Source organism: Actinoplanes sp. M2I2, assembly GCF_023544445.1.
Lineage (GTDB): Bacteria > Actinomycetota > Actinomycetes > Mycobacteriales > Micromonosporaceae > Actinoplanes.
This window is the reverse complement of record NZ_JALPVJ010000004.1, coordinates 48810-62345: the sequence shown is the minus strand read 5'-3', so window position 1 is coordinate 62345 and position 13536 is coordinate 48810. Positions and strand designations below refer to the sequence as shown.

The following is a 13536-nucleotide window of genomic DNA, read 5'->3' as shown; positions in this document are numbered from 1 at the left end:
GCGTCGAGGGCGGAACCGCCCGATTCCCTGCGGTTCCGCGGTTCTTGATCGCTGCCCCGTGCGACAGCCCGCAACCTTCATGCGGCAGTCTGGGACCATGGCTGAGGGCACCTGGTACGACGCCGACATCGACCACGTGATCATTTCCGAGGAGCAGATCCGGGAAAAGATCACCGAGCTGGCGAAGCAGGTCTCCGCCGACCACGCGGAGGCAGAGGGCGGCATCCTGCTGGTCTGTGTGCTCAAGGGCGCGGTCATGTTCATGGCCGACTTCGCCCGCGCGCTGGGCCACCACGGCCCGTCGACCGAGATGGAATTCATGGCCGTCTCGTCGTACGGGCAGGGCACCACGTCCTCGGGCGTGGTCCGCATCCTCAAGGACCTCGACCGGGACATCACCGGCCGGCACGTCGTCGTGGTCGAGGACATCGTCGACTCCGGCCTGACGCTCTCCTGGCTGATGAAATACCTCCAGTCGCGCTCGGCGGCCAGCGTCGAGGTGGTCGCGCTGTTCCGCAAGCCCGACGCCGTGAAGGTGCAGGTGCCGGTGAAGTACGTGGGGTTCGAGATCCCGAACGAGTTCGTCGTCGGCTACGGTCTGGACTTCTCCGAGCGCTACCGTGAGCTGCCCTATGTCGGGGTGTTGAAGCCCGAGGTCTACGCCCGTAGCTGAACCGTTTCTCAGCCCCTTCTCAGAAATCAGTCCTTATGGGCGGTTTTGCCAGCAAAGCTGGCTGAACGGGCGGCGGCCGGGAAGTGTCCGGGCCACGGGCTCACGGGTTCGCGACGGGCACCCACGGTGTACCGTCGAGTGACCGAAGGCGCGCTGTCACATGCGCCGGAGGGGCCGGAAAGATTTCACCGCTTCGGTCTCACCGCGACGGCGGGGTTACAAACCCGGGGCCGCCGGTGAGCGGCACGTTGAGGTGACCAGGACGCCGATCAGGAGGGTCCGGGCGCTTGGCGCCCGACAACAGTATGGAACGTACGCGTTTCTTCCGCCGCCCGGTGGTCTGGATCATTCTGGTGATCGCCGGCGTGATTGCGCTGAGCTCCTTCTTCACCAGTGGTCCGAGCTACCAGCGCGTAGATACCTCGGTGGCTCTCGAGCGCCTGAATCAGCCCGGCATCGCGAAGGTTGTCCAGAAGGACAAGGAGCAGACGCTCCAGATCGACCTCGCCACGCCGGAACGGTTCGAGGGCAAGAGCACCGACAAAATCGAGACCCAATATCCGTACGAGGTCACTCAGACGATCTGGAACGAGGTCCAGGAGGCCAAGACGGCCGGCCGGATCACGGGCACGATCAACACGACTGTCTCGGGCGACAACATCCTGTTCAGCCTGCTGATCAACCTGCTGCCGATCGCCATTCTGGTGATCCTGCTGCTGCTCTTCATGTCGCAGATGCAGGGTGGCGGCTCGCGGGTGCTCAACTTCGGCAAGTCCAAGGCCAAGATGCTGACCAAGGACATGCCGAAGACGACCTTCGCCGACGTGGCGGGGGCCGACGAGGCCGTCCAGGAGCTGCACGAGATCAAGGACTTCCTGCAGAACCCGGCCAAGTACCAGGCCCTCGGCGCCAAGATCCCGAAGGGCGTGCTGCTGTTCGGCCAGCCCGGTACGGGTAAGACGCTGCTGGCCCGGGCCGTCGCCGGTGAGGCCGGGGTGCCGTTCTACTCGATCTCGGGCTCCGACTTCGTCGAGATGTTCGTGGGTGTCGGCGCGAGCCGCGTCCGTGACCTCTTCGAGCAGGCCAAGGCCAACGCTCCGGCGATCGTCTTCGTCGACGAGATCGACGCCGTCGGCCGGCACCGCGGCGCCGGCATGGGTGGCGGTCACGACGAGCGCGAGCAGACGCTCAACCAGCTGCTCGTCGAGATGGACGGCTTCGACACCAAGGGCGGGGTCATCCTGATCGCGGCCACCAACCGGCCCGACATCCTCGACCCGGCGCTGCTGCGCCCGGGCCGCTTCGACCGGCAGATCCCGGTGGACAACCCGGACATGGAGGGTCGCAAGGCCATCCTGCGGGTGCACGCCAAGGGCAAGCCGTTCACGCCCGATGTCGACCTCGACTCGGTGGCCCGCCGGACCCCCGGTTTCTCGGGCGCCGACCTGGCCAACGTCATCAACGAGGCCGCGCTGCTGACCGCCCGTAACGAGAAGCGGGCGATCTCCAACTACTTCCTCGAGGAAGCGATCGACCGGGTCATCGCCGGTCCGGAACGACGGACCCGGGCGATGAGCGACAAGGAAAAGAAGATCACCGCGTACCACGAGGGCGGGCACGCGCTGGTGGCGTACGCGCTGCCGCACTCCGCCCCGGTGCACAAGGTGACGATCCTGCCGCGTGGCCGTTCGCTGGGCCACACGCTGGTGCTGCCGACCGAGGACAAGTACACCCAGACCCGCGCCGAGATGATCGACACCCTGGCGTACGCGCTGGGTGGCCGGGCCGCCGAGGAGCTCGTCTTCCACGAGCCCACCACCGGCGCCGGCAACGACATCGAGAAGGCCTCGGGCCTGGCCCGCGCCATGGTCACCCAGTACGGCATGAGCTTCAAGCTGGGCGCCGTGAAGTACGGCACCAGCGGGGACGAGCCGTTCATGGGCCGCAACATGGGCCACGAGCGCGACTACTCCGACTCGGTCGCGGCCGACATCGACGCCGAGGTGCGCGCGCTGATCGAGCTGGCGCACGACGAGGCCTGGGAGATCCTGGTCGAGTACCGCGACGTGCTCGACAGCATGGTCCTCGAGCTGATGGAGAAGGAAACCATCACCCGCGAGGACATGGACCGGATCTGCGCGCGGGTGGTCAAGCGCCCGCCGATGTCGCCCTTCAACGGCTTCGGCAAGCGTCTTCCCTCCGAGGCCCCGCCGGTCCTCACCCCGGCCGAGCGCGAGAAGCTTCGCACCCAGGCCGCGGCGGACGGGCAGATCGCCGTCGGACCCAACCCGAACGGCAGCAGCGCGGAAAGCAGTAACTGATCATCGACGACGACGAGCTGGACTATCTTGCCGCCCGCCTGGTCGACGGCAAGCTCACCGGTGCTCCGGTCGAGCAGGCCGTCGACCTCGGGCGGATCGAGAAGGCCGTTCGTGAGATCCTCATCGCGATCGGGGAGGACCCCGATCGCGATGGTCTCGAACGCACTCCGGCCCGGGTGGCCCGGGCCTACGCCGAGCTTTTCGCCGGCCTGCGGGTCGACCCGGCCGATGTGCTGCGGACCAGCTTCGAGGCCGACCACGAAGAGATGGTCCTCGTCCGCGACATCGAAGTGATGAGCATGTGCGAGCACCACCTGCTGCCCTTCAAGGGCGTCGCACACATCGGTTACATCCCCGGCCCCAACGGCCGGATCACCGGGCTTTCCAAGCTGGCCCGGCTCGTCGAGGTCTATGCCCGGCGGCCGCAGGTGCAGGAGAGGCTGACGTCGCAGATAGCCGACCTGCTGATGCAGAAACTGGATGCTCGCGGGGCGATAGTGGTGCTCGAGTGTGAGCACCTCTGCATGGAGATGCGCGGCATCCGCAAGGTCGGCGCCCGCACGGTCACGTCGGCGGTCCGGGGCGCCTACCAGACCGATGCCAAGGTCCGCGCCGAGGCGATGGCCCTCATCAACGCGCGCTGATCACGCTCTGACCATCCGGTTGGCCAAAGTCGACATCGTGTACGTGCCGATGCCCAGCACCACTTCGAGCGCGTTGCGCGTGGTGTAGCCGGCCGCCAGGAAACCGGCCAGTTCCTCGTCGGGCACCTCACCGGCCGTCTCCAGCACCCGATTCGTGAAGGTCCACAGCGCCGCCAGCCGTTCCTCGGCCGGCGGCGTTCCCGTTCGCAGGGCGGTGATCAGCCCGGCCTCCGCGCCGAGCCCCCGCAGGCGGCCGGTGTGCAGGGACAGACAGACCCGGCAGTCGTTGCGCGCGGCGATCACCATCACGACGACCTCGCGGGCCAGCGGGTCGAGCGTGCTCCGCTCGAAGAGGCCGCTGGCGTGCAGAAAGCCCTCCAGCATCTCGGGCGACTCGGCCATCAGCGCGACGGAGTCCGGCAGGCGACCGAAGTGTGCGGCCGTCGAAGCCATCAACGGCCGGGAACCCTCCGGCGCCGACTCGACGGTGTGGTGAAGAAACATCTTTCCTCCGGTAAACTCGTCAACGTGGTTGACCAATACCGTAAACCAGGTTGTCGAGTTCGCCAAGGGGCCGGTGGTTCCGGCCGGGCACCGGCGCACGACGATGCCGGCCCAGAGCGGTCAGCGGCATGACCGAGGCCGACCCTCCCGGTTTTGAGCTGCCGCTCCTGCTCTTCGCGGGTTTCCGTTCGCTCATCGACGAGTTGCACGCCGAACTGGCTCAGCAAGGGCATCCCGACGTCCGGCCGGTGCACGGCTTCGCGTTGCAGGCCATCGGACCGCGCGGCGCCTCGGCCAGCGAGATCGGCCGGCGGCTCGGCGTCTCCAAGCAGGCGGCGGGCAAGACCGTCGACCGGTTGGCCGCCCTGGGCTACGTCGAACGCGCCGACGACCCGGCCGACGCGCGCCGCAAGCTCATCCGCCTCACCCCGCGCGGGCTCGACGTGCTGACCCGATCGGCCGAGATCTTCGACAGCCTGCGCGCGCGATGGGTCGCCACGCTCGGCCACGAGCGGGTCGTCCAGGTCGAGTCGTCCCTGCGGACGGTCGTACCGGCGGCCGGCTTCCCCGTCGACGTGCCGGGATGGTTCGGTTGAGGCCCGCGACCCTGATTCACTTACCGGCACGCCACGGCCGGCCCGGCCACACACCACCGGCGGGCCGCTACCGGCGGGCCGCTACCGGCCCGCCCTGGAGGAGCTGCCGGGCCGGGCCGACGCGCCTGATCGGCCGAGGCGCCTTATCGGCCCGCCTCTCGAAGGCGTCGCGATACTGGCCGGATGCTGGAAAAGCTCAACCCCGACACCGTCCATCAGCCGCCGGGCTACTCGCACATCACGATCTCGCCGGCCGGGCGGCTCGCCCACCTGGCCGGGCAATGCCCGCTCGATCTCGACGGCAACGTGGTGGGCGAGGCCGGTGACTTCGACGCGCAGACCGACCAGGTGATCACCAACTGCCTCGCCGTGCTCGAGGCCGCCGGGGCCACGCCGGACGATGTGGTGCGATCGGTGATCTATGTGGTCAGCTCGGAGACGGCGGTGCTGGCGGCGGTCTGGGACCGGCTCGTCGCGTCGCCGCTCGGGCCCGCCTTCTCCACCGCCTCGACGCTGCTCGGAGTGGCCGCGCTGGGCTTCGGAGGCCAGCTCGTCGAGATCGACCTGACGGCCGCGCTCAGTTGAGGAACGACGTCAGGCCGACGCCCATGCAGGTCAGCAGGACCGGGGTCAGGCAGGCGACGGCGCCGACGATCGGGGTCCGGTCGACGCCCTCGGGATCGCCGCCGTAGACGAAGCCGATGGTGACCCAGCCCAGTCCGAAAGCCAGCACCGGCATGCTGAGACCACACAGCAGCGCGTAGGTCGGCACCGACCCCGGCGACGCGACCAGGTAGAGCACGATCTGAACGATCAGCACGACCGCCGCGAACGGGCCGTAGATCAGCAGGTTCCGGGCCCACGGGCGCCATCGCCGGGCCGGGACCGCCTCGGTCAGCAGGGCGTCGCCGGCCTCGGCGGTGCGGCGGGCCTGTTGCAGCGCGGCCAGCGCCGCGGCCGGCCCCCCGGCGGCGGCCCGTGCGGCCACCTCGCGGTCGACGGGCAGCGGCGTGAGCTCGGCCGGCGGCACGGCCAGTTCGCGGCTCAGCCGGGCCTCCTGGGCCACGAGCCGGGCTCGTACGGCGGAAAGCTCGAGCCTCGCGGACGTGACCGCGGCCTGATGCTCGGTCGCGGCCGCGCTGGCGGCGCGGCGCACCGCGTCCAGCCGTTGCGCGGTGGCCAGGTAGTCGGCCCAGGGACCCGGCGCCGGAGGAGTCGGCTGAGCCGGGACCGCACCGGTGGCTTGCTGCTGGTCGGTCACGGGAGGTCACCCTGATCGCCGGGCACACCCGGGTCCAGGAACGGTACGACCGTGACCGTGCGCCCGTCCCGCCGGTCGTGCAGCAGCGCCCGGTTGGGCCGGGGCAGCCACGTGACCGGCCGGCCGATCATCGCCGCCACCTCGGCCGGAGGCAGGTTGAGGAAGAGCAGACCGCCGACGTCGTCACGGCCGCCGGCCTCGTCGGTGAACCGGTGCGGGTCACGCCACCAGGACAGCAGGTGGGCACCTTGGGCCGGGCCGTCACGGAGCAGCGCGGGCAACCCGGGCAGGCTGCCGGGAGCCGTCGCGTCCATGCCGAACACCACGCGATAGCCGGGCCGATCGGGATCGAGCTCGGCGGCCAGGCCGGCCGCGTTGACCAGCGCCACCTCCTGCCGGTGACCGATCTCGGTCGCGAGCGCCTCGGCCAGGCGGTCACCCTCGGCGACGAGCGAGGCGATGATGAACCGGGCCGTACGGGGCTGGTGGAACGCGGCGACGCTGCGAGCGGCGGCGTCGAGCACCTCGGACGCCGACGCCTGCGTCCCGAAGATGGCGAGGTGCCGTCCCGGGGCCGGGTCGAGCGGGAACGACGCGGTGGTCAGGCCGACGTCGAGCAGCCGGCCCACCAGGGCCGCGGGCTGCGCGCCCCGGCCGGCCAGCGCGACCCGGTAGGTCGGGTCGTCGGCCAGGTGCTGGTGGGCGTAGCCGGCGAAGACCCGCGGCGGCTGCGACTCGGGATCACGCCCGCCCCACAGCCGGTGCCGCAGGTCGCTCAGCAGATCGTTGTCGGCGTGCGGGTCGGGGAAGCGGATGATGCGCTCGTGACCCCGGGTGGCGCCCCGCGGCCCGCCCAGGCCGCCGGCCGTGTTGACCACCGCGGTGCCCAGGGGCAGGCCCGCCGCCGAGTCGTTGGCCGGCTCCAGCACGTCGCCGCCGCCCGGCAACGCGATGCGTACCGGGAACTGGCCGAAGAAAGAATCGCGCTTGGCGTAGTGCGCCTCCAGCCCGGCGATGTTCTGGCTGGCCAGCACCAGGTGGATGCCGCACGAGCGGCCGGTGCGGGCCAGCGACTCGAGCAGCGCGGTCGCCTCGGTCGCCACCGGGTCGTTGCCGGCGAGCAGCACCGGGAACTCGTCGATCACGCACAGGATGCGCGGCAGCGGACGTTTCAGGCCGTCCTCGGCCGCCGCGGCGCGCAGCTCGGTGAGACGCGAGACCCCGGCCCTCTCGTACGCGATGGACCGGCGCGACATCTCGGCGTTCAGCTCACGGAGCACGGCCAGGCCGTACTCCCGGTCGGCCTCGACGCCGACGGCACGGGCCTGCGGCAGCCACGTACGGTCGCGCTGGGTCGGCACGAACTCGGCGAAAGTCACCCCCTCCTTGAAATCGAGGAGGTAGAGCGCCAGCTCGGCCGGGCTGTAGCGGGCACACAGCCCGTAGAGCACGTTGACGAGGAAAGCCGTCTTGCCCGCCCCCGAGCGGCCACCGACCATCCAATGTGGGGTGAGGTCGTTGAAGCGCAACGCCAGCGGGGTGTCCCCGTCATGACCGACGACCGTGCTCAGCCCCTCACCGCCGTCGGCGGCCCACAGCTGGTCGCTCGGCTCGGGTAAGAGATCGGCCAGTGTCACCCGGGACGCGGCGGCCGAATGGGCGACCAGCTCGCGGCACACGGCCTCGACCAGGTGAGGCGGCGGATCCTCGTCGAGGAAGACCGGGGCGTTCAGCCACGAGACGTCCGGCGTGGAGCCGAAGGTCGAGCCGGGCGGATCGCCGATGACCGCGTACGGGTTGCGGACCGACACCATCGTCGTGCGGGGCAGCGGCGCCTGGGTGGTCTCCGCGGTCAGCGGGGGCGGCGGCCAGCCCGCCACGATCAGATGCAGGCCCGAATCGGGGCCCTGCTGCGCGAGCGCGGCGATGCGGCGCAACTCCTCGCCCTCGGTCAGCTCGGGCAGGCTGGCGATCACGACCAGCATCATGCGGTCACGACGACTCCGCCGGGGGGCGGCCCCGCGGCCCGGCCGCAACCACTTCTCGGCCTCGGCCAGCACCTCCCGCAGCCCCTGCCGGTCGGTGGCCGACGGCGACAACAGACCCGCGTCCCGCAGGTCGGCGAACGGCGCGAAGACCTCACCGCCGCCGGTGCCGTCGACCGCGCGCACCAGCAGCGACCCGGCCGGCGCGGCGGCCAGCAGACGCAGCAGGATCGAGCGGAGCAGACCGAAGACGCGCGCGTCGGTGGCGGTGGCGTCGATCGTCAGGTGGCCGGTGCCGAGCAGCGGGATGATGGCCGGGAACCGGGCGTCGTCGAGCGGCTGGGCGACCCCGAGCCGGACGAACTGCGGCGGATAGACACCGCCCAGCGGCGTCGTGGCCGACTGCGCGTCGAGCGGCGACCCGAGCCAGCCGGGAGCCAGCGCGCCGGCCGCGGCCCGCAACTCCTCGGCGATGCGGTGCTGCTCGAGCGGGTCGCTGCCGGCGGTCTCGGCGTCGAGCGCGGACGAGGCGGCGTCGGTCAGAGCAACCGCCTGCCGGTGCAAAGCGGCAGCCTGCTGGACCCGCAAAGCCGAATCCACCACCGCTCCCACCTCCTGTGTGCGGGTAAAACTTATCCCAGACGGCGGCGGGCTTCGCGATCCCGGTGCCCGGATCGATGTCCGCGTCGTACGGATCGTCCCGCCCAGGGTGCGGTTGGGGTGACCCGTGTGCGGAGGCACTACTGTCGTATGTGTGCAGCCGCAGGAGCCCGGAACCGGACCGATGCCCCCCGAACCGGGCGCATCGACCCCACCGGGCGAGCCGCCGAAACGCCGCAACCGCCGACTCCGGTTGTGGTTGGCACTGGGCGCGGGGGTACTGAGCCTCCTCTGCCTCGGCGGCGCCGGTATCGCCGTGCTGCTCTACGACGAAGAAACAAAAGTCGAACGCGCCGAACCCGACCAGGTGACGTCGAGCTTCCTACGGGCATACCTGGGGAATCGCAACGACGAAGAGACGGCGCTGTATACCTGCAGCAGCGGGGCTCGGCTGGACCAGCTAGCCGCCCTCCGCGCCGAGATCATCAACAGAGAAAAGCGATTCGGGTCATCAGTCTCTGTTGTCTGGGAGTCGCTGATCGTAGGCCCTGTATCGGGAAACGCGACGTCCGTAAGCGTTGATCTCGTGATCGCGGGCTCGAAGAACGGTGCGCAAACCAGCAGTCGCACAGAGCCGTGGTCCTTCGAGCTGACCGATCAAAACGGTTGGCGAGTCTGCGGGGCAACCAAACGGTCCTGACCTCATTCGAGCCAGAGAATATGCACCGCGACCTCCAGGGTCCGCGGTGCATGGCCGCTCCAACCCCAGCGATACCAATCGAGTTCCTTCGTTACGCGAGCGCAGACACTTCCCTCGCTGTTGGTATGGATCTCCGTGACTGCCCGCAGGTCACGCTCCTCGGTGCCGTCCTCTCGCAAACGCACGACGCGGCGTCCCGACAGGGAGTGCGCGTCCAGTGCGGCTTGCGCAGAGCGTCGCGGTGGTTCGTCCAGCGAAACGAGCCTCGATGTCATGTCATCAACGCGTAGGGAGATGCCTGCTACGCCGTATTCCTCGACCCATACCCGCTCGACCGGCACCAGCGGAGCGAAAATCTCGGTCTGCTCGGCTTCGGCCCTGTACCACTCGCCCTCGGGCATGATCGGCACGTAAGTGCGGCTGCCTTGGACGACTTTCTCATCCGCTCGAAGGTCTGAGCGCCATCCATGTCCAGGTAGCCCGATCAGGACTCGTCGGCCCCGGAGTTGTCCCGTCATGGTCGCGGGTGTCGGCACCACCGGACGAGGCGGATTCAGTTCCCACTCGGGGTGTCCGGCGAACGGGTCGGGCAGTGACTCGCCGCTCATCCCGCGCCTCCCAACGGACTGCCTTGCTCGCGCATGAAACGGACCGGGTCGATGGCGCCGGCACTCGACCGGTCGTTGTTGAGGTGCACCTCGAAATGCAGGTGCGGGCCCGACGAGTTGCCGCTGCTGCCCACCCGGCCGATGACCTCGCCGGCCGTGACCTCCTGGCCTTCCCGGACGAACGGTCTCACGATCAGGTGGCAGTACCTCGTCATGACGTTCCCAGCGTGCTGGATCTCCACCATCCAACCGCATCCACCCTTACCCGGGTAGCCGTCGACGTTGCAGGTCTGCCGCCCGTTGTGGTCCTCGTCGCACTTGACCCTGGAAACGATGCCGCTGGCCGCGGCCGTGATCGGGGTCTGCTTTCCAGCGATCAGATCAACGCCTTGGTGAGTGGGACGCGACGCCGTGCGGAACCCGGAGCCGACGACCGCACCGACCGGCCGAGTCCAGCCGGAAGCGGCGATCTGCTCGCCCGAGGCGCAGACCATCTCCAGCGAATCGCCGGCCGCGTTCGCCGCACCGTCAGCGAGTTGGTTGACGATCTGAGTCGCGGTCGGCTCGTGCTTGGCATAGGCGTCCGGGTAGGCGCTGATCTGCACACGCTGAGCGGCGCGCGTGAGCGACATCCTCTCCCAGCCCGGAATCGTCTTGAGCTTGTTGTAGAACTTCGTCGACGCGTAGACCGGGTTACGGACCTGCGTCGCCGAGCCCCAACCGGAGCTCGGCCGCTGCTGGAACAGGCCCTGCGAATCGTGGTCGTTTCGAGCACCCAGATGGCCTAGATTGTTGAGCCTGGATTCTTGCATCGCCGTGGCTACCGCGATGACCCACGCGCGGGGCGGCATCTTAAGGTCAGCGCCCACGTTGATGATGACGGCAGCGTTCCGGATCTGCTCCGCACCGTACGGTCGAATGCGGGGGAGCTTGGTGTCGGGATCAACCGGCCCGCCCTTGCCGCAGCCGAGCGCAGAGTTGAGGTTGTTCTGGCCCTCGTCGGTGAAGCCGCTCATGAACAAAGCAGTGACGCTACCGCCACAGCACAGCAGGGTCAGCGTCGCGACGATGGCGACGAGGAGGACTATCTTTCGCGGCCGAGGAACGCTCACGCCGGGTTCCAGTCGATCCCGTCGACACGCCAGTGCCCATCGGGGGCAACCAGGCGCAAGCCGAGCTTCCCGGTGTCCATCGTGACGACCGCGTTCACAACGGTCTCGCTGACCGGCACGAGGCTGGGACGGCCGATGACGCGCTCGGCCGGGACACCGGCCGGGTCCACTCCCTCGAGTTCGTCGGCGATTTTCGTTGTGGAGTTTGGCAGCAGTTGAGCGCGCCAGGCCTTCGGGGTGACGTTCTGGTGATCGACCCACGCGGACGCGAAGGCGTAAGCGACGGCTTCCGGCTTCGCCCTCCCAGGGGTGGTCGACGGGCTGGGGGGCGGCTCCGTGTTGACGATGCTGTCGTCGTCCTTCGGGTCGACACTGACCACCGGGCCCGGCGACGCCGTGCCGAGTGAGGGCTGCGAGTCGTCGCCGTCGGAGAACAATCGGGCGAGGCCGACAATGGCCAGCACAATGACACCGAGGACGACAGCCACGCCCCAGCGCGACCGGAAAATCCGGTTGAGGCCTAATTCAAGAGAACGGGGCATGCGATCACTTGGCCTCGGAACGAATGCGCGGGGTGGCCGGCTCGGCGGTGGTGCTGCCTGTCTCAGGCCGATAGATCGCGTAGGACGAGGCCTGTTCGCTCACATCAGGCTCGGTCCAGCCAGTAGCGCCGCGTGATCGATTCGTCTGCCCGGCGGCCGGAGTAGCACCGGCGACGGGCGCCGTGACCACCGGCGTGTGGTTGTCGCGCACCGACTCGTTGCCATCGGGCCTGATCGGCGCCGATGCCCCGGTAGAGCTGCCTGAGGTTGCCGGTGACAGGTTGCTGCGGTTCGCCGAATGGGAAGGATCTTCGAGGCGGGCCTCGGGTCGCAGATTGGTCTGATCGACATAGACCGTTCGGCCGCCCTTGCCGATTACCTGCCCCCGCTCGTCAACCCCATCGGAACCGTCAAGCTTGGAGGCCGCACGAATGTCCCGGAAGAAGTTGCGGTGCCAGGAGCCGGTGGCGATAGTGCGGGCGCCGTCCTTGCCGCCGAGCTGGGTGATGCGCCGGTAAGGACGAAGCAGCAGCCAGCCGACCACGCCGCAGAGCCATACCAGCACCACCTGCAACCAGCCGGGCAATGTCGCCGTGTTCATGATCAAGTCGACCGCGAAGAGGTAGATCGCTGCGCCCGTACCGAAGATCGCGATGTTGAAGACGGCAGCGATAACGGCGTTACCGAGGCGCTTGATACCTGAGTTCGCTGGGCGTAGCAGGCCGACGGTTCCGAGAATCGGTGCCGCGATCACGGCCCATCGGAAGATCAAGAAGCCGAGAAGCACAAGAATCGACGCTGTCAGGTCGAACATGGCGAACATGACCGCTGCAAGGACGGCGATGAAGCCCGCCCCGATCCGGTCCATCCCGTTCTGACCCTGTAGGTACTGATAGGCCTCTGGGTCTTCGGTCTTGATCTGTTCGGCGACTTTCTCCCACTGCGTGTTTTTTGCGGTGATGGTCGCGTCGCGGTCACTGGAGTTCGTCCGCAGGCGTTCCGCATCCCGCCAGGAGAAAGAACGTGCGTCGTAGAGAGCTCGGCCATACTTCTGGGCGGTTTCACTGTCTGCGGATCCGAGCAGCCCTCGAAGCCAGTTGCGATAGAGCATTGTCTCGGTGGCCGTGTCGCTCGCGCGGACAGCCGGCGGCCGGTTGTCGTCGCACGCTCCGGGCGTCGGGTCATCACACAGATCCGCAGGAGTGTCTGCGGCTCTCGGACCAACGGCATCGTGCACGACGCTGAGGGTCGTCACGAGACTCTGGTCGGCGATGTTCGCGGACCGCACGGGCCAAGCGGCAATGGCCGTCACGCCCACCATGACCAGGATCGCCCAGCCGGCAGTTGTTGTGGCGGCTCCCATGTCAGCCTGTCGGGAACGCCAGAGCAGATAGAGGCCCACAATTCCCAGGGTGATGACGCCGAAGACGCTGAACACCTTTTCGTAGACTGCCTTCGTGGCTTGGTCGACCAGCGTGTCGGCCCATCCCCACAGGGAGGCGGGATCCCATGCGCGCTCCCGAAGGGCATTGGAGGCGCCGATGACGGCGGTGGCAATCATGAACTCGCCGTTGGCGATGGTCGTCTCGAACTTGTAGTCGGGATTGACCAGAGTGGAGGCGCACCCACTCTCGAGGTCATACGTGGTGTAGCTGTATCCGGCGTACCCGTACTGGCTGTAGAGACCCTGCGGTCCGTTCTTCGTCGAAGACGCGGGACGCTCGGCGAACCATCCAGCAAGTCCTGAATCCGGGGTGCTCGGGGTCGGAGGATTCAGACAGGTCGCTCTGCTTTCGGCGACAGCAGTCAGTCGGCCGACACACCCCGTGACGTTTTGCTGCCACTCCTCGAGGCTGCAGGCGCCGCCCGGCGCCCGGGACGGCAGTTCCACCGGCGCGGCCGAGGCCGCCGGGGCGGCCACCGCCCACGCGATCGACGCCACGACCATGACGGCCATCGTGGCCAGCAGCGCCAATCCCCGCCGCACCAT

Annotated in this window: 13 protein-coding genes; 6 read left to right on the top strand and 7 right to left on the bottom strand. The window is 68.7% G+C overall.

Features of this window, described 5'->3' with window-relative positions:
- The first annotated feature begins 97 nt into the window (after positions 1-97).
- The 3 genes from hpt to folE all read left to right on the top strand — a co-directional run bounded on the left by hpt (position 98) and on the right by folE (position 3638).
- Positions 98-673: a hypoxanthine phosphoribosyltransferase gene (hpt, locus tag HJC40_RS08200; RefSeq protein ID WP_249999805.1), complete on the top strand. Its 576-nt coding sequence runs from the start codon at positions 98-100 to the stop codon at positions 671-673.
- A gap of 305 nt (positions 674-978) precedes the next feature.
- Positions 979-2994, top strand: coding sequence for an ATP-dependent zinc metalloprotease FtsH (gene ftsH / locus HJC40_RS08195; RefSeq protein ID WP_249999803.1), 2016 nt, complete (start codon positions 979-981; stop codon positions 2992-2994).
- Positions 2991-3638, top strand: coding sequence for a GTP cyclohydrolase I FolE (gene folE, locus HJC40_RS08190; RefSeq protein WP_250000733.1), 648 nt, complete (start codon positions 2991-2993; stop codon positions 3636-3638). Before ftsH ends, folE begins: the two co-directional genes overlap by 4 nt.
- Here the strand turns inward: folE and HJC40_RS08185 are convergent, their stop codons facing one another.
- A complete protein-coding gene (locus tag HJC40_RS08185) occupies positions 3639-4091 on the bottom strand; it encodes a carboxymuconolactone decarboxylase family protein (protein ID WP_249999800.1) in 453 nt (150 codons plus the stop codon). It abuts the gene before it with no gap.
- Positions 4092-4270: 179 nt separating this feature from the next.
- Between HJC40_RS08185 and HJC40_RS08180 the strand changes: the two genes are divergently transcribed.
- Both HJC40_RS08180 and HJC40_RS08175 read left to right on the top strand, forming a co-directional pair.
- Positions 4271-4738: a MarR family winged helix-turn-helix transcriptional regulator gene (locus HJC40_RS08180; RefSeq protein ID WP_249999797.1), complete on the top strand. Its 468-nt coding sequence runs from the start codon at positions 4271-4273 to the stop codon at positions 4736-4738.
- Positions 4739-4921: 183 nt separating this feature from the next.
- Entirely contained in the window at positions 4922-5323 is a 402-nt protein-coding gene (locus HJC40_RS08175) for a RidA family protein (RefSeq protein ID WP_249999795.1), read from the top strand.
- On the opposite strand, the gene HJC40_RS08170 is transcribed toward HJC40_RS08175, so the two are convergent.
- Both HJC40_RS08170 and HJC40_RS08165 read right to left on the bottom strand, forming a co-directional pair.
- Entirely contained in the window at positions 5316-5999 is a 684-nt protein-coding gene (locus tag HJC40_RS08170; protein ID WP_249999792.1) for a hypothetical protein, read from the bottom strand. The two genes, HJC40_RS08175 and HJC40_RS08170, sit on opposite strands and share 8 nt — an antisense overlap.
- Complete coding sequence (locus HJC40_RS08165) at positions 5996-8584, bottom strand: FtsK/SpoIIIE domain-containing protein (protein ID WP_374271509.1); 2589 nt, start codon at positions 8582-8584, stop codon at positions 5996-5998. Before HJC40_RS08165 ends, HJC40_RS08170 begins: the two co-directional genes overlap by 4 nt.
- A 154-nt stretch (positions 8585-8738) precedes the next feature.
- Between HJC40_RS08165 and HJC40_RS08160 the strand changes: the two genes are divergently transcribed.
- On the top strand, positions 8739-9284 hold the full coding sequence (locus HJC40_RS08160) for a hypothetical protein (RefSeq protein ID WP_249999787.1): 546 nt from the start codon (positions 8739-8741) through the stop codon (positions 9282-9284).
- A 2-nt stretch (positions 9285-9286) separates the two neighbouring features.
- Here the strand turns inward: HJC40_RS08160 and HJC40_RS08155 are convergent, their stop codons facing one another.
- From HJC40_RS08155 to HJC40_RS08140, 4 genes are read right to left on the bottom strand one after another with little or no spacing between them, the layout of a single operon-like run.
- Positions 9287-9892 carry a hypothetical protein gene (locus HJC40_RS08155; RefSeq protein ID WP_249999785.1) on the bottom strand — a complete coding sequence of 202 codons (606 nt, stop codon included), beginning with the start codon at positions 9890-9892 and terminating at the stop codon, positions 9287-9289.
- Complete coding sequence (locus HJC40_RS08150) at positions 9889-11004, bottom strand: M23 family metallopeptidase (RefSeq protein ID WP_249999782.1); 1116 nt, start codon at positions 11002-11004, stop codon at positions 9889-9891. The genes HJC40_RS08155 and HJC40_RS08150 overlap by 4 nt, the downstream gene beginning before the upstream one ends.
- The gene (locus HJC40_RS08145) at positions 11001-11546 is read right to left on the bottom strand and encodes a hypothetical protein (RefSeq protein WP_249999779.1); all 546 of its coding nucleotides are present in this window, start codon (positions 11544-11546) and stop codon (positions 11001-11003) included. Before HJC40_RS08145 ends, HJC40_RS08150 begins: the two co-directional genes overlap by 4 nt.
- Before the next feature lie 4 nt (positions 11547-11550).
- Complete coding sequence (locus tag HJC40_RS08140; protein WP_249999776.1) at positions 11551-13536, bottom strand: MFS transporter; 1986 nt, start codon at positions 13534-13536, stop codon at positions 11551-11553.

Excerpts from the sequence above, each read along its gene's own strand:
- hpt (WP_249999805.1), top strand. The coding sequence starts at position 98 with ATGGCTGAGGGCACCTGGTACGACGCCGACATCGACCACGTGATCATT.
- HJC40_RS08185 (WP_249999800.1), bottom strand. The coding sequence starts at position 4,091 with ATGGCTTCGACGGCCGCACACTTCGGTCGCCTGCCGGACTCCGTCGCG.
- HJC40_RS08175 (WP_249999795.1), top strand. The coding sequence starts at position 4,922 with ATGCTGGAAAAGCTCAACCCCGACACCGTCCATCAGCCGCCGGGCTAC.
- HJC40_RS08155 (WP_249999785.1), bottom strand. The coding sequence starts at position 9,892 with ATGAGCGGCGAGTCACTGCCCGACCCGTTCGCCGGACACCCCGAGTGG.
- HJC40_RS08145 (WP_249999779.1), bottom strand. The coding sequence starts at position 11,546 with ATGCCCCGTTCTCTTGAATTAGGCCTCAACCGGATTTTCCGGTCGCGC.
- HJC40_RS08140 (WP_249999776.1), bottom strand. The coding sequence starts at position 13,536 with ATGGTGCGGCGGGGATTGGCGCTGCTGGCCACGATGGCCGTCATGGTC.
- HJC40_RS08180 (WP_249999797.1), top strand. The coding sequence starts at position 4,271 with ATGACCGAGGCCGACCCTCCCGGTTTTGAGCTGCCGCTCCTGCTCTTC.
- ftsH (WP_249999803.1), top strand. The coding sequence starts at position 979 with ATGGAACGTACGCGTTTCTTCCGCCGCCCGGTGGTCTGGATCATTCTG.